11 protein-coding genes are annotated in these 16,357 nt (G+C 41.9%); 6 read left to right on the forward strand and 5 right to left on the reverse strand.

Annotation, left to right across the window (positions count from 1 at the left end; genetic code table 11):
• Positions 1 to 5 precede the first annotated feature (5 nt).
• Entirely contained in the window at positions 6 to 2,054 is a 2,049-nt protein-coding gene (gene mnmC, locus E5N72_RS08715; RefSeq protein WP_135924109.1) for a bifunctional tRNA (5-methylaminomethyl-2-thiouridine)(34)-methyltransferase MnmD/FAD-dependent 5-carboxymethylaminomethyl-2-thiouridine(34) oxidoreductase MnmC, read from the reverse strand.
• A 180-nt stretch (positions 2,055 to 2,234) separates the two neighbouring features.
• On the opposite strand from mnmC, the gene fabB reads away from it, so the two are divergent.
• The 5 genes from fabB to E5N72_RS08740 all read left to right on the forward strand — a co-directional run bounded on the left by fabB (position 2,235) and on the right by E5N72_RS08740 (position 11,045).
• Positions 2,235 to 3,449 (forward strand): beta-ketoacyl-ACP synthase I, encoded by a 1,215-nt coding sequence (gene fabB / locus E5N72_RS08720; protein ID WP_135924110.1) that lies wholly within the window; start codon positions 2,235 to 2,237, stop codon positions 3,447 to 3,449.
• 188 nt (positions 3,450 to 3,637) lie between these two features.
• The gene (locus tag E5N72_RS08725; RefSeq protein WP_135924111.1) at positions 3,638 to 4,759 is read left to right on the forward strand and encodes a 4-phosphoerythronate dehydrogenase; all 1,122 of its coding nucleotides are present in this window, start codon (positions 3,638 to 3,640) and stop codon (positions 4,757 to 4,759) included.
• A 32-nt stretch (positions 4,760 to 4,791) separates the two neighbouring features.
• Positions 4,792 to 5,808 carry an aspartate-semialdehyde dehydrogenase gene (locus E5N72_RS08730; RefSeq protein WP_135924112.1) on the forward strand — a complete coding sequence of 339 codons (1,017 nt, stop codon included), beginning with the start codon at positions 4,792 to 4,794 and terminating at the stop codon, positions 5,806 to 5,808.
• 321 nt (positions 5,809 to 6,129) lie between these two features.
• Positions 6,130 to 10,338 carry a FimV/HubP family polar landmark protein gene (locus E5N72_RS08735; RefSeq protein ID WP_135924113.1) on the forward strand — a complete coding sequence of 1,403 codons (4,209 nt, stop codon included), beginning with the start codon at positions 6,130 to 6,132 and terminating at the stop codon, positions 10,336 to 10,338.
• A gap of 167 nt (positions 10,339 to 10,505) precedes the next feature.
• On the forward strand, positions 10,506 to 11,045 hold the full coding sequence (locus E5N72_RS08740; RefSeq protein ID WP_135924114.1) for a hypothetical protein: 540 nt from the start codon (positions 10,506 to 10,508) through the stop codon (positions 11,043 to 11,045).
• A gap of 85 nt (positions 11,046 to 11,130) precedes the next feature.
• Here E5N72_RS08740 and E5N72_RS08745 read toward each other — a convergent pair whose 3' ends face one another.
• Together E5N72_RS08745 and E5N72_RS08750 are read right to left on the reverse strand one after the other, a co-directional pair.
• Complete coding sequence (locus E5N72_RS08745) at positions 11,131 to 12,756, reverse strand: M28 family metallopeptidase (protein WP_135926259.1); 1,626 nt, start codon at positions 12,754 to 12,756, stop codon at positions 11,131 to 11,133.
• 126 nt (positions 12,757 to 12,882) lie between these two features.
• Positions 12,883 to 13,902, reverse strand: coding sequence for an MBL fold metallo-hydrolase (locus tag E5N72_RS08750; protein WP_240704507.1), 1,020 nt, complete (start codon positions 13,900 to 13,902; stop codon positions 12,883 to 12,885).
• Between the two features lie 175 nt (positions 13,903 to 14,077).
• Here E5N72_RS08750 and E5N72_RS08755 point away from each other — a divergent pair, with 175 nt between their 5' ends.
• The gene (locus E5N72_RS08755) at positions 14,078 to 14,671 is read left to right on the forward strand and encodes a TetR/AcrR family transcriptional regulator (RefSeq protein WP_135924116.1); all 594 of its coding nucleotides are present in this window, start codon (positions 14,078 to 14,080) and stop codon (positions 14,669 to 14,671) included.
• A 57-nt stretch (positions 14,672 to 14,728) separates the two neighbouring features.
• Here the strand turns inward: E5N72_RS08755 and lipA are convergent, their stop codons facing one another.
• On the reverse strand, positions 14,729 to 15,694 hold the full coding sequence (gene lipA, locus E5N72_RS08760; RefSeq protein WP_130051157.1) for a lipoyl synthase: 966 nt from the start codon (positions 15,692 to 15,694) through the stop codon (positions 14,729 to 14,731).
• Entirely contained in the window at positions 15,687 to 16,343 is a 657-nt protein-coding gene (lipB, locus tag E5N72_RS08765) for a lipoyl(octanoyl) transferase LipB (RefSeq protein WP_135924117.1), read from the reverse strand. Before lipB ends, lipA begins: the two co-directional genes overlap by 8 nt.
• Between the last annotated feature and the right edge of the window lie 14 nt (positions 16,344 to 16,357).

The raw sequence follows: 16,357 nt of genomic DNA on the forward strand, positions 1-16,357 counted from the left end.
AACCGCTAAATTTTATTGCGAATTAAATCGCGTACAATAAAGCGGGCGGGGTGAATAGCTTGGCTCACACGTTCACTAAATGGTCTTGGTTCATTGTTTAAACAAGCAATTAAATGCTCAGCACACAAAGGGGCACTACACAGGCCTCTTGCGCCAAAGCCAGTAAGCACATGCAAGCCCTGCTGAGGTTTCGTTAAAGCTTGGTATTGATAACGCTTACCCAAGCGTAGATTGGCAAACGCATTTATATAATCACTTTGTTCAGCCCACTCACCAGCCATAGGTAGATGGTCGATGAAGGTACATCTTACCGCTGCTTTTGCCGCTGTTATTTCACCTAAGGTCGTTGCAAACTCGCTGTCTTTGTAAAAACTTAATAGTTGTTCGCGATTGGTATGGTTGTCTTGCTCTTTAACTTCACGGCTTTTTGAGTTTTTTTCAAAGGTTGCGCCCATACAATGATGGCCATGATATTCAGGAGTAAAATAGCCCTTATGGCAAAGCACTGTCTTTAGGCGTTTTGACTGCTCGCTTGCTTGCACATGCGAGACTTGGCCGCGCACACCAACAACAGGCAGTGCGTGAGTTTGGCTAAACTGGTCACTGTGTTCACCTGCACAGTTAATTACATCGCTAAAAGGCCCAAATGTTTGCTCTTTGCTGTGTAAAAGCCAGCCGTCAGCGGTTTTTTCGAGTTTTTCAATATGGCAATTAAAGTGGCTATCTATTTTACTATTGTTACTCGCACTTAAGGAGTTTGCTGCTTTAAATAATGCTGTAACAAGTGCTGGTGGATTTACCCAACCGCCTTTTGCAAAGAATACACCTGAGTAGCCCGTTTCTACACCGGCAATTTTGTCACCTTCTTCGGCACTTACATTGCGCATTAATTCAGTTGGCCAAAGTTCTTTATCGGCAAGGTTTTGATGTTTATCAGCTAGGCCTTGTTTAACCGCATGTTGCAATACACCACACCACTGGTGAGGGTAGTCAAAACCATCATCAAGCAATTGCTGATAAAGACGCATCGCATATAAAAAACTATGGGCAAACATTTCACTGTGCGGTGAATTCTTCGCTTGTAAATGCGGATAAACAGCTCCTTGTACATTGTGTGAAGCGCCCATGGCAAGGGCTTTATCTTGGCAAAAAAGTGTGGCATTCAGGCCTCTTTTAGCCAGTGAATACAGTACGCAGCTACTGGCAATACCGCCGCCGATAACAGCTACATTTCTCAGTTCACTTTGTTGGTGAGCAAAATACGCAGGTCCTGATTGTTGCTGATTAGGCTCGGTTAGCTTACCAATCAGCATTTCGCGCTTTTTACCGTAGCCCTTTGCTTTACTCATGCTAAAGCCTGCTTCGATTAGCCCTCTTCTGACAAAGCCGGCTGCAGTGAAAGTGGCGACTGTGGCGTTTGCTCTTGAAATAGTTCGCATTTTGTTAAACAAACTTTGCTGCCACATATCTGGGTTTTTACTTGGAGCAAAGCCATCTAAATACCAGGCATCGATAACCCCTTCACTTGGGTAGCTCATGGTATCGATGCTGTCTTGTACGTCACCAAAATAAAGGTCGAGTATTAGCTTGCCGCCAGCAAATTCAAGACGATGACAACCGGCCAAATTAATAGGGTATTGAGCAATCAGTTGCTCACTATAATCGCTTAAATTAGGCCAGGCTTTAAGTGCTTGTGCGAGGTCATCACGCTTAATAGGGTATTTCTCGAATGAGATAAAGTGCAGTCTATTTACGCATTTATTGCCACTAAGGTCGTGTTGATTTTGAACTTCTAGCTCTGCATGCTGCCTATCAAGGTGAGCAGCAAAATGTTGCCAAGTATTTAAAAAGTTAAGCCCAGTACCAAAGCCTGTTTCAGCAATGGCAAAGTGGTTACGGTCATGATTTTGTAATCGTTGCGGGATATTGTTTTGTTGGTAAAAAACATAATGTGATTCGGCTAAGCCATCGTCGTTAGAGAAATAAACATCGTCAAACTGATCGGCGACAGGGGTACCAAGGTGATTAAAATGAATATGTGCGTTTTTGATCATGGTTTAACTAATTAACTACAAACTTTTTTTAATTATTTTACGTGTTTTCTTTGAAATAGTCTGGCGTTATTTATAAGCTAGACATTCAGAGTACAAGTGTACGCTAGAAAGCTGACCACTTCGAAAGTAATTTCAGCGTAAAATAGAACACAATTTAGTATAGAGCTAAGGTAATTACCCATGAGAAGAGCCGTTATTACGGGCATCGGTGTTGTTTCAAGCATCGGTAACAACAAAGAAGAAGTATTAGAATCATTAAAACAAGGTCGCAGTGGTATTGCATTCAACCAAGAATTTGCCGACTACAACCTACGTAGTAACGTTTCGGGCAAAATCGATATTGATGTTAAAGAGTTTGTTGATCGTAAAGCAATGCGTTTTATGGGCGATGCAGCTGCATACGCTTATATCTCAATGGCACAAGCAATTGAAGATGCAGGCCTTAGTGAAGAGCAAGTTTCAAACGAGCGCACTGGTTTATTAGTGGGTTCAGGTGGTGGTTCATCTAAGTGGCAAGTTGAGGCAGCTGACATTTTACGTGAAAAAGGCGTAAAACGTGTTGGTCCTTACATGGTACCACGTACTATGGCGAGCACGACTTCTGCGTGTCTTGCAACACCTTTCAAAATTAAAGGTGTTAACTACTCAATCAGTTCTGCGTGTGCGACATCGGCACATTGTATTGGTCATGCGGTTGAGCAAATTCAACTAGGTAAGCAAGACGTTATTTTTGCAGGTGGTGGTGAAGAGCTTCACTGGACACTTGCAATGGAATTCGATGCAATGGGTGCATTGTCTACTAAGTACAATGAAACACCAGAGAAAGCATCACGTACATACGATGCAAACCGTGACGGTTTTGTTATCTCTGGCGGTGGCGGTATCGTTGTTGTTGAAGAATTAGAGCATGCACTTGCTCGTGGTGCGCACATCTATGCAGAAATCACAGGCTACGGTGCAACTTCTGACGGTTACGACATGGTAGCTCCATCAGGTGAGGGCGCTGTACGTTGTATGAAGCAAGCAATGCAAGGCCTTGAAGGTGGTATTGATTACTTAAATACTCACGGTACTTCAACACCAGTTGGCGATGTTAAAGAGCTTGGCGCTATCCAAGAAGTATTTGGTGGTAACTCTCCAATGATCAGTGCAACTAAGGCGATGACAGGTCATGCTTTAGGTGCTGCAGGCGTACACGAAGCAATTTTCTCGCTATTAATGCTTGAGCATAACTTTGTTGCTCCATCAATCAACATTGATGAACTGGATGAGCAAGCACAAGGTCTAAATATCGTAACTGAGCGTAAAGACGTTGAACTAAATACAGTTATGTCTAACAGCTTCGGTTTTGGTGGCACGAACGCCACTCTCGTAATGAGCAAATATAAAGGTTAAACCTCTCCAGTATTTGCTTAAAGCCGAGCAATTGCTCGGCTTTTTCATTATCGCTTTTAATTCTAACTGAAACTCGCACCTTGAGGTGGTTTGGGTATAAATAACCCCAAAATCGTCTTAGTTGTTACCTATCCGAATACCGATAAATTCGCTACAATAGCGCCACTTTCTGCCTCTCGGACACACAAATGAAAATTCTTGCAGATCAAAATATGCCATTGGTTGAGCAGTACTTTGCCGATTTTGGTGATGTTGAGCGATTTGATGGCCGTAATCTACAACCAGAGCAGCTAGTTGGAGTCGACATTTTGTTAACTCGCTCGGTGACCAATGTAGATAAAGCCCTACTAACTCAAGCAGATAAATTAAAATTTGTGGGCACAGCAACCATAGGTGTTGATCACATTGATACCGAATTACTTGCTGAGCGAAATATCGCATTTAGCAGCGCCCCTGGTTGTAATGCCGTGGCGGTAGCTGAATATGTTATTAGTAGCTTATATGCCCTGAGCCAAGAAAATGCCAGCTCATTACAGGGTAAAACCATAGGGATAGTTGGTGTTGGCAGTATAGGAAGCTGCTTACGTGATAAGTTAAGCCTGCTTGGTATGAATGTGTTGCTATGTGACCCACCAAAGCATGAAGCTGGTGAACTTGCAGAACACATTGAGTTAGACACATTACTAGCTCAAGCTGATATTGTGACTTTTCACGTGCCATTAGTTAAGCAGGAGCCACATAAAACCTTGCACATGCTTAATGAAACACGCTTAAAGGCACTTAAGCCTGGAATGACAATTATCAATGCAAGCCGTGGTGATGTAATTGATAACCAAGCATTGCTAGCATTGTTTGAACAAGGTGCCCAATTAGATTGCGTGCTTGATGTTTGGGAAAATGAACCCAATATACTGACTCCTTTGCTTGATTATGTGCGTTATGCCAGTGTGCATATTGCAGGGCATACACTCGAAGGCAAAGCTCGCGGCACACAAATGCTGTATCAGCAAGTGTGTGAGCTTGAAGGCATCGCAGCGCTTAAGTCTCTGGACGATTTTTTACCGGAGCCAATCAGCCATTGTGTCACACTAGGTGAAACCTTTAACCTAGACGATATAGGTCGCTTAGTGCATCTAATTTATGATGTGCGTCGTGACGATGGCATTTTACGAAGTAAATTAGCAAGCGAAGGCTTTGATAGTTTACGCAAGAATTACCCACCACGACGAGAGTTTAGTACTTTATCGGTGGCTGCCAACAGTGCATGTGAAGGCGCATTAGCTGCACTGGGATTTAGAATTAACGAATAAAGCCATTTGCTTTATTCAACAGAGGAAAACACATGTCGCAAAAATTTAATGTAGCCGTATTAGGTGCCACTGGTTTAGTGGGTCGTCAAATTATCGAAACCCTAGAAGATCGTAAGTTTCCAGTTGACCAATTATTTTTACTCGCAAGCAGCCGCAGTGCTGGTGAAGAAATTCAATTTCGCGGTGAAAGCATTGAAGTAATCGATGTTGAAGAATTTGATTTTAGCCAAGCTCACATTGGTTTATTTTCAGCAGGCGGTAGTGTCTCTGAAAAATACGCACCGATTGCGGCAGATGCTGGCTGTGTGGTAATTGATAATACCTCACACTTTCGTAATGACTTCGATGTGCCATTAATCATTCCTGAAGTGAATGCATCGAGTTTAGCTGATTTCAGAAACCGCAATATTATTGCAAATCCTAACTGCTCAACTATTCAAATGCTGGTGGCGTTAAAGCCAATTTATGATGCTTATGGTATTGACCGCATTAATGTTTCAACTTATCAAGCAGTATCAGGTGCAGGCAAAGAAGCCGTTGATGAACTTGCTAAGCAAACAGCAAACTTAATGAATGCGCGCCCGATGGATAATGCTGTTTTCCCTAAACAAATCGCTTTTAACGTGATCCCGCAAATCGACAGCTTTGAAGATAACGGTTATACACGTGAAGAAATGAAAATGGTGAACGAAACACAAAAAATCCTAGGTGATAACAGCGTAGTGGTTAACCCTACCTGTGTTCGTGTACCTGTGTTCTTTGGTCACAGTGAAGCGATTAATATTGAAACGCGTATGCCAGTAGATATCGAACATGTGAAGCAGCTATTAAACGATGCACCAGGTGTTGAGTTTATTGAAGACTTAGCGGATTATCCAACAGCAGTGTCTGACGCTAGCGGCAACGATACTGTGTATGTAGGGCGTTTACGTGCCGATATTTCGCATCCACATGGTTTAAATATGTGGGTTGTTAGTGATAACACACGTAAGGGTGCGGCAACAAATAGTGTGCAGATTGCTGAAGAGCTAATCGCAAATTATTTGTAAATCTGATGATTTTGGCTGAGCTATAAGTGAAAGAGAGCGGCAATTTGCCGCTTTTTTTGTGAATTCACTGCCAAATTATTGCCGCATACGCTGTAAAAGCGTATAAACTTAACAATAACAATAAATAAAACTCTCAGCCGTAGATATTTAAGCTATTTACTTTCAAAGTGTTGCGATGGATATTGCCTAGCATCTGGTTTATAGTCTGCAGCTGGAATAGAGCTTGCAAGAAAGCATAATTAAGAATCAATTCTGCAAGAATTACTTGATGTTTAAGCAACCAAGGTTGCTGCGTTAACATTTAAAACATAAAGGATCAGCATGCGCGGTTTAGCAACACTCTTCATATTAGCGTCTGCATTGGTGGTTACACCGACATACTCTGATGAAGGCTCCACACTTAAAGGCCCTAAAGGGGTCGACTATGGTGAGCAAGGGCGATCAATTGGCCCAATAAAGCCAACTGATACGTTATGGCGTATTGCCGCAAAAATTCGTCCTGATAACTCAGTTTCTATTTATCAAGTCATGCAAGCATTGTATGACAAAAATCCGTCGTCTTTTTTAGACCAAAACCTTAATCATATGCGCGATGGCGCATACCTTAAAATCCCAACAATTGCAGAGATGCGTGCGGTCAATCCCACGTTAGCAAAAGCGCGCTCAGAGCAAGATGATGAATTATGGGAAAAAAAGAAAAATGGCACGTTAACGACTGCTGAAATAAATGAATCACAAAAGAATGTAACGCAGGCTCGTAAAGTCGACGTAGACGAAGCAAAACAAGAGCTTAAACAAGAAATAAATACGATCAAAGCAGAGCAAGGCACTCAGCTTGTTGAGTTGCAAAAGCAATTTAAATCGTCGGTCGAGAATGTAGAAGAAATTTTAGAAGAGAATAACAAACTAAAAAAACAGTTAACGGGTATATCTAAGGAGCTTGAGACTGTTCGTGATCAACTTGGTCAAGACAGTGAAATCCAAAAGCAGCTTAAAGAGCTGATAGCCAAACAAAACGAAATTATAGAGCAGCAAAGAGCAAAAAAGATTGAAGAGGACAGTGGGTTTAATTTTTCGTCTATTCTGAGTAACCCATTTGTTCTCGGTGCTTTAATGTTTCTACCGGCTTTGCTGATAATTGCAGCCGTTGTGATGTTCTTGAAAAAACGCAATAGCAGCGAAACTGATGATATTGATGACGATGAGTTTTTACCGCAAAGCCCTGTCCATACGCCAGATGATGATCTTGATCCAATTGTAGAAACTGATCCACTTGTCCCTGAGCCTTCAGACGATGATGACGAACTAAGTGTCCGATTAGATGACGATCAAGATATGCTGCCAGACGATGATATTATTTTCGACGACAGTATTGATGATAGTTTCGATGACGACGATAGCGTATTAAATCAAGATGAACTAAACGGTTTGCTTAGCGATGATATTGAGTTTGCTGATGAGTCGACAGCGGGCGTTGACGACGATGATTTGGATGCATTTTTACAGCAAGATTTTGACCAAACAGACGATAGTTTAGGTGATGAAATAGATCTGGATAGTGAACAGTCAGATACTGACTTATCTGGCGATATTTTAAGTGCTGACGATATTGATGACTTGTTCGACAATGATGCAGATGATTCACTTGATGATACAAATGAAGATATGGCGGCTCTAAGTGAAGAGCTTGCTGAAGATGATTTTGATATTGATAGTTTAATTGATGAGCAAAATGCGAGTGCAGATGATAATCAAGACGTTGATTTAGATGATATTGATGACTTACTCGATGCTGCCGATGAGCAACCAACAGCAGGCAATGTTGAAGCAGAACTCATTGATGAAGACGATTTCGATATTGATAGTCTAATTGATGATACACAAGCAGAAGACGACTCTGATGATATTGATTCGTTAATAGAAGAAACTAAAAACGAACAGCCTGCACAGCAAAGTGATATTGATGACTTAATTGACGAAGATGAGTTAGACGAAGACGACCTTGATGCGTCAATAGATGATACTGCAGAGGAAGTTGAGGCTGATGATTTAGCCGATGAGCAAGACGATGATGATACGTTTGATCTCGATGATATTGATTCTTTAATCGACGATGTAGCCGAGCAAGAGGCACCAGCAGAAGAGCCTGCGGTTGATGATTTAGCCGATGAGCAAGACGATGACGATACGTTTGATATCGATGACATTGACTCTTTAATCGATGATGTAGCCGAGCAAGATGCACCAGCAGAAGAGCCTGCGGTTGATGATTTAGCCGATGAGCAAGACGATGACGATAGCCTTGATACCGATGATATTGACTCTTTAATCGACGATGTAGCCGAGCAAGAGGCTCCAGCTGAAGAGCTTGCGGTTGATGAGCTAGTCGACGAGCAAGACGATGAAGATAGCCTTGATAGCGATGATATTGACTCTTTAATCGACGATGTAGCTGAGCAAGAGGCTCCAGCTGAAGAGCCTGCGGTTGATGAGCTAGTCGATGAGCAAGACGATGAAGATAGCCTTGATAGCGATGATATTGACTCTTTAATCGACGATGTAGCCGAGCAAGAGGCTCCAGCTGAAGAGCCTGCGGTTGATGAGCTAGTCGATGAGCAAGACGATGAGGATAGCCTTGATAGCGATGACATTGACTCTTTAATCGACGATGTAGCCGAGCAAGATGCAGCAGCTGAAGAGCCTGAGGTTGATGAGCTAGTCGACGAGCAAGACGATGACGATAGCCTTGTTAGCGATGACATTGACTCTTTAATTGACGATGTAGCCGAGCAAGATGCAGCAGCTGAAGAGCCTACGGTTGATGAGCTAGTCGACGAGCAAGATGCAGCAGCTGAAGAGCCTGAGGTTGATGAATTAATCGACGAAGGTGATCTTGAAGAAAGTGATTCAGAAGATGCACTTGAAGAAGACGATATAGATTCTTTACTTGATGAAGTTGAACAAGCACAGCCAAGCAGTTCTGAGGACGAGTTAGCTGACTCTTTAGATATGGGCGACTTAGACTCACTACTGGAAGAAGATGATGATGAAGCTGTTTCAGATGATGAGCTTGAACAGTTAATTCAAGAGGCTAATGAACTTAAAGAAGATACACAAGCTCAGATAGATGACTTAAGTCATGATGATGCCCAAAGCCAAGAACACGATGAGAGTTTACAAGAGTCACTAGAAGATCTAGCTGATGCAGACCAAGCAATAGACGACTTGAATGTTGAGTCAGTGGCTTCTGATTTAGTCGATATTGATGAAGCGCTCAATCACGAGTTTAACGAAGACACCGATGATCTACTAGATGACGAAGATTCACTGGATGAATTTGATGATCCATCACTAAAAAGTGTTGATGAATTATTAAGTGAAATAGGTGAAGACGAAGATGATTATATAGCAGCTCCGGATTGGTCTATTGATGATGAACCTCAAGAAGATATTGAAGAGGTTGAAATAGATTTAGGTGACGATCCTCTTGCCGATGATCAACTAACAGATGAATTTGACCTAGGCGTTGAAGATGAGCCTCTCGTTCAAGACACAGTTACACCGAGTCAAGAACTTGATGAATACCCTGAACTTGAGTTAGATGATGCTGGTTTTGAGTCAGAAGACTCAATTGATGAGTTCCAAGATGATTTATCTTTACAGCCAAGTCAGGCAGAGCAAGACCTTGCAAATTCACTGGCGGGCGGTAATGAACTTAATCAGTTAGAGGAAGACTTTGACGATGAGTTGTTGCTAGATAATGAGTTTACTGAGCAAGATGCTCTAGAATCTGAAGATGACTTAACAGAGTCAAATGATGCAATGGTTACAAGTGCAGAGTCTGAGCTGCCGACAGCTGCAGATAATAGCGATAACCTTGAGAGCGAAGCGGAGTTTGAGCTAGACCTTGACGATATTGAGCTTGAACATGAAGACGAAGCTGACACCATCGCAGACATTGAATCAGAAATTGTGGGCAGTGATGACTTAACTACGTTATCTGATGATGAAATCGACGATGATTTCATGGCTGATTTAACTCAAACAGACTTTGATGCGCTGCTAAATGAGCTAGCAGAGCCAGATGAAGCCGACATTGCAGATGCCAGTGAGTTTGATGTTGATTTTAACGCACTGTTAAATGAAGACTTGCAGATTGAAAACGACGCACAGCCAGAGCCTGAGGATAATGTATCAGCAGCTCAAGAGCCTGAGTCTACAGGCGATGAGTTTGTTGATATTGACTCGTTACTTGAGCAAAGCGACGATGAAGCATTAGACCATGAACCTTACGATGAGGTTGATATGGATGTAGGGCTTAGTGATTTTAATGAATTACTCGCAGGTGACAACCCAACAGATGTTGATGCCGAAAGTGGCGGATACTCAGCAAAACTAGACCTTGCAAGGGCATATATTGAAATCGACGACTTTGATGCTGCATTACAAGCCATTGAAGATGTGATCGAAAATGGTCCAGAAGAAGTGCAAGAAGAAGCACTTTCGTTAAAGGCGAAGATTAAAGAGTAATACTATCCAATAATAAACCGAGCCAACGAGCTCGGTTTTTTTATGTCTGCTGCACAGCATTCTGTACTCAAGCCATGTAATAATCTGTAATACACAAGTGAATTTCTCCATCTTACTATTTAACTGAACCATGAGGGTTTAGCTAAAAATTTACTAGGAGAAGGAAAATGAGTTCACTTTATGTATCAATCGATGGAAGACCAGTATCCGATGTATTTACTCAATTAGCCGATACAGCGTTTGAAATACTAAAAAATGAAGGGAATGCCTCAACGCAGATAGTGCCTGAAATTGTGAATAACACCAACAAAACATGGCATTATAAAACAAGTGGTACTATGCAAGGGACAATGCAATACCCTCAAAGTGGAGGCATTGAGCCACATTTTGCTCGTGCATGGACTCAGCGTTCAATGGGGGCAGACGGCTCATTTGGTTGGGTTATTTATACTGATGATGATAATAATCAATTATTTGTAGGGTATTGCGTATATTATATCGGTGCACAAGCTAAGTATCTTGTTAAGTACGAGAATACTAACTTTGCAGGTAAAGACAATAACGCCCTATTAGCTATGATCGATTCAGAAGGCAAAACGGGGGGTTATGCATTTGAATTTAGCGGTGTAAATGTGGATTATTCTGGATTTGAGCATCGGCAGGAAGGGGTTGCTCAATCAAGAGAGCTGCGGGTAACGTTAGAATAATTAAGTTGGTTTAATCAATTAGCAAGTTGGCATATTGTACATAAAAAACCGAGCAATGAAGCTCGGTTTTGTATCTAAGCGAAGGTTATTGCTTGTCTTGCAAACGACGCGCTTTGAAATCAGACTCAGCTTTCCATTTTGGCCAGTCACCGTTATTAGCAAGTTTGGCTGCAATATCAACGATCAGTTCGATATCTTGCTTAACACCACCCATAGACCATTGGGGTGAATAGTCGTCAGCTTCTTTGTGATATTTATGGGCGATATAATCAGGATCAGTATCACCTAAGCTCATAAATAATAAACTTGGCACGCCTTGTTTAGCCAGTGAGAAGTGATCAGAGCGGAAGAACAATCCATTTTGAGGACGAGGGTCCATTTTTACATGACGACCTTGTGCTTTCGCTGCATCTGCAAGGTAGTCTTCCATTTCAGACATGCCTTTACCGTATTGTAATATGTAGTCAACGCCATCAAGTACGTTCATACCATCAATATTAAGCAGTGCGACCATTTGCTTGGTTGGTACAATTTCGCCAGTAGCGAATTGCTCAGAACCAATAAGCCCAGTTTCTTCAGCCGTAAAGTTGGCAAAGATAATCGAGCGTTTAAATGGTTTTTTCTCATGCATTTCAGTAAGAATACGGGCTATTTCTACCGTTGCTGCGCTACCTGATGCGTTATCAACAGCACCATTGTAGATTTTCACGCCTTCATCAGTTTGCTTGGTACCAAAATGATCCCAGTGTGCACCAATTACAATGTACTCATCAGGGGTTTCGCTACCTTTAAGCGTTGCAACAACGTTATGTGATTGTGCTTGAGAGATATCACTTTTCAGTGTTAGGGCTGCTTTCGCTTTTAAGTCGACAGGTTTAAAATCAGCTTTTAGTGCGTTGGCCTTTTCGGTTTGATAATCAAGACCCGCTTGAGCAAATATTTCATTTGCCGCCTGCTCATCAATCCAGCCCATTACAGGGATGTCAGAAGCATTTTTATCTTGGTCAATTAAAGTGTATTTACTACCCGTGTTCGAGCTTTCTACTACACTCCAAGGATAAGCAGCAGGGGCTGTTTCGTGAACGATAAATACCGCTTTTGCGCCTTGGCGTGCACCTTCTTCATATTTGTAAGTCCAACGACCGTAGTAGGTCATGGCATTTCCAGTGAAAAGTGATTCGTCTTGGGTGGCAAAACCTGGATCATTAACAAGCACGATAATTGTTTTGTCTTTTACATCAATATCGGCAAAGTCATCCCAGTTGTATTCAGGTGCATTAATGCCATAGCCAACAAACACAACATCAGAGCCATCAATGTTGATCTCAGGGTTAATCTGTTGAGTACGAGCGGTAAAATCACTGCCAGCATTAAAGCTTAAATCACCCACTTGTAAGGTCATGTTTTGATCTGGGGTGAGTTTTGCCATAGTAACTGGCTGTAAAAACTCGCCATTAAAACTACCGCTTAAGCCGAGTTTTTTATATTCATCGGCTAAATAGTTAATAGTGAGCGTTTCGCCTTCAGTTAAAGGACCGCGGCCTAAGAATTCATCTGAGGCGAGGGTTTTAATATGTGAGCGTACATTCTCAATATTAACGGCTTCAAGGTTTTTTTCGCTTGGCTCATCAGCGCTTGATGTTGATTGCTCGGAGCAACCGAATAAACCAATGGCAAGCGCTAAACTTGCGTATTTTAAGTGAGTTGTCATAGTTTTTCTGGTTGATTGCACAGAGTTCCACTATATGGGACGAGAAGGGGGCTGTCTAGAAAGAGTCTATAAGTAACTAATTATTCAGGATGAAAGGATAATAATGCACCTTTCATCCTGTCAATTTTACCACCACGCTTTATCAACTGCGTTATCTTGAATTTTAAATACCTCACCAACAAGTGGGGTACTTAGCGGTACGTGCTCCTGTTGTGCTTTTTTGGTGACACGCTTGAGGGGGTCATACCAAGCATGAAATGCTAAATCGAAAGTACCATTATGCACTGGCACCATGATATCACCTTGTAAATCGAGATGAGCTTGTACAGATTGCTCTGGTGTCATGTGAATATCAGCCCAATCTTTGTCATAAGCACCGGTTTCTATAAAAGTAATATCAAACGGCCCATAACGATTACCAATTTCTTTAAAGCCAGCAAAATATCCCGAGTCACCGCTAAAATAAAAGCGCTTGTCATTTACTTTAATAGCCCATGAACCCCAAAGGGTTTTATTGCCGTCTGTTAAACCTCGACCAGAGAAGTGCTGGGTTGGTGTAAATACAATTTGGCTATTTGCCATATTTTGCTCTTGCCACCAATCAAAACTATGGACTTTTTGTTCATCAACGCCCCATTTTTTAAGGTCGTTTTCGACTCCTAATGGCACATAAAAAGAATCTGTTTTATCAACAAGCTGTTTAATTGCTGCTTTATCTAAGTGATCATAATGGTTGTGCGAAATAAACACTTTAGCAATGTTTGGTAGTTCTGCAATACTAATTGGTGTTGGTTGAAAGCGCTTTGGACCCATGAATGAAAAAGGCGAAGCGCGCTCTGAAAATACCGGATCAAATAGCCAGTATTCGCCATACACTTTCGCTAAAATAGAGGAGTGACCTAGCTTTACAAAATGCACTGTGTCATTTGATAAACGCTCAAGCTGAGCATGAGAAACACAGTGCATAGGCAGCTCGCCCTTTGGCTCTGCATCAATTTTCTTTTCAGTAATGAAGCGTTTGAAGATAGCTAACGTTTTCTTAAAGCTGGGTCTTTCTACTTCAGCACTATTGTGGAACTTGCCATCAGCCAGTTGCGCAGAGTGGCTGTTATCACTCACGCCTTCAGCAGCTAATTGATTATTCATAATAAACACTCCTATCACGATGCATAGAGTGGCGATTGCGAGCCATTTTAGAAATTTCATATCGTCACCATAAGTAAACTACACGGTGTAGTTTTTCATGGTTTGCTATAAAAGTAAACTATCTAGTGCATTTTTTATTTTTGCGTTACACTAGTAGCCCTTATCGGAGGGGTCCATGAAATTATCACAGAGAAAACGATTAGATATTTTGAATGCAGCTGAAACATTGTTTTTTCAGCAGGGTGTTGAGCATACAAGTATGGATCAGGTTGCAAGCTTAGCGGGTGCCTCAAAGCGTACCGTATACAATCACTTTGAAAATAAAGATGTGTTGTTTCAAGCCATTCTAGTGTTTATGTTTGAAAAAGTTCGCCAAGAGCAAGCGGTTGTATTTGATGCTACTTTACCAATTGCAGAGCAGTTAACACGTATTGCCGAGCAAGAAGTGGCACTTTTGACCTCTGAAGAATTTTTAAAAGTAGCGAAAGTCGCCTTTATGCAAATGTTACAGCAGCCCGATTTAGCAAAATCATTAGCGAGTAACAACATGGGCTGTATGCACGACCTAGTGACGTTTTTAGAAGCAGGTGTGCAAGCACAGGTTTTAGCTATTGATGATGTTGAGTTTGCAGCAAAACAATTTGTGTATCAGTTAAAGTCTCTGATCTTTTATCCGTTGCTGTATGGCTTTGAGCGCCAAGAAGGCGACTCAGATAACAAAGTAATAAGCGAAACAGTAAAAATGTTCTTAGCGCGTTATGGGCGCTGATATTTTGGAATATAAAAAAGCCCGCTTAATGCGGGCTTTTAAATAGTTGTAAAACTATTATTTTACTTCTTTACCAGCTGCTTGTTGGTCAGCATGGTAGCTTGAGCGAACAAATGGGCCACAGGCTGCATGTGTAAAGCCAATTTCGTCTGCATAGTCTTTTAATGCATCAAACTCAGCTGGCGGCACGTAGCGTTTAACAGGTAAGTGGTGCTTTGAAGGTTGTAAGTATTGGCCTACTGTTAGCATATCAACGTTATGCTCGCGTAAGTCACGTAACACTTCTTCGATTTCGCTAATTTCTTCACCTAGACCTACCATCAAGCCAGACTTCGTTTTCACATTCGGATGTGCTTCTTTAAAGCGACGTAATAACTCAAGTGACCACTTATAGTCAGCACCTGGACGCGCTAATTTGTATAAACGCGGTGCTGTTTCTAGGTTGTGGTTAAACACATCTGGTGGTGTCTCGATTAAGATATCAAGGGCTCTGTCCATGCGACCACGGAAGTCAGGTACTAGAATTTCAATCGTGATCTCTGGGTTGTGCTTACGAATTTCACGAATACAGTCAGCGAAGTGTTGTGCACCACCATCACGTAGATCATCACGGTCTACAGAGGTGATTACAACATAGCTTAGCTTCATGTCTTTAATAGTAAGCGCTAGCTTTTCAGGTTCAGCTGCATCAGGCTTTAATGGACGACCGTGAGCAACATCACAGAACGGACAACGACGAGTACAAATAGCCCCTAAGATCATGAAGGTTGCTGTACCGTGATTGAAACATTCAGATAGGTTAGGGCACGAAGCCTCTTCACAAACTGAGTGCAAACCATGTTTACGCATCGCTTGTTTAATACCATCAATACGTTCAGTTGATTTAGGTAAGCGAATTTTTAGCCACTCTGGCTTACGCAACATTTCGTTTTTTTCAGTCGGTAAAACTTTAACTGGGATCAGTGCCATTTTTTCTGCATCACGCAGTTTTACGCCTGGTTCCATTTTGACTGGTTTATTCATTCGTTTCAAACCCTTCAGTGTGCTTAACCACAGTAGCATTAAGCTTTTTAATCATGTGTTTTACAAGCCCTGCACCTGCTTGCTCGAGGTTTTGCGGACCATTAAGGTCAGTTGTTTGCACCATGTTCATGCCTGCATAGCCGCATGGGTTGATACGTAAAAACGGACTCAAGTCCATATTTACATTCAGTGCTAAACCATGGAATGAGCAGCCGCGACGAACTCGTAAGCCCAATGAGGCAACTTTACTATCGTTAACATAGACACCCGGTGCATCCGCTTTGGCGTAAGCATCAATGTCGTAGTCTTTTAACGTGTCGATAATGCACTCTTCAAGCCAAGTTACCAGCTCTCTTACACCAATGTTTAAACGACGTAAGTTGAACAGTACATACATCATTTGCTGACCTGGCCCGTGGTAGGTTACTTGACCCCCGCGGTCTACTTGGATCACTTCGATATCACCGGTATTTAATAAGTGCTCAGCTTTACCAGCTTGACCTTGAGTAAATACTGGCTCGTGCTCTACAAGCCAAATTTCATCGGCTGTGTGCTCATCACGGGTGTCGGTAAAAGATTGCATTTTTTGCCAAATTGGCATGTAACGCTGACGACCTAATTGACGAACGATTAATTCTCTTTCGCTCACGACTTACTCCGTAA

The organism is Pseudoalteromonas sp. MEBiC 03607, assembly GCF_004792295.1.
In the GTDB taxonomy this organism is placed as follows: Bacteria; Pseudomonadota; Gammaproteobacteria; order Enterobacterales; family Alteromonadaceae; genus Pseudoalteromonas; species Pseudoalteromonas lipolytica_C.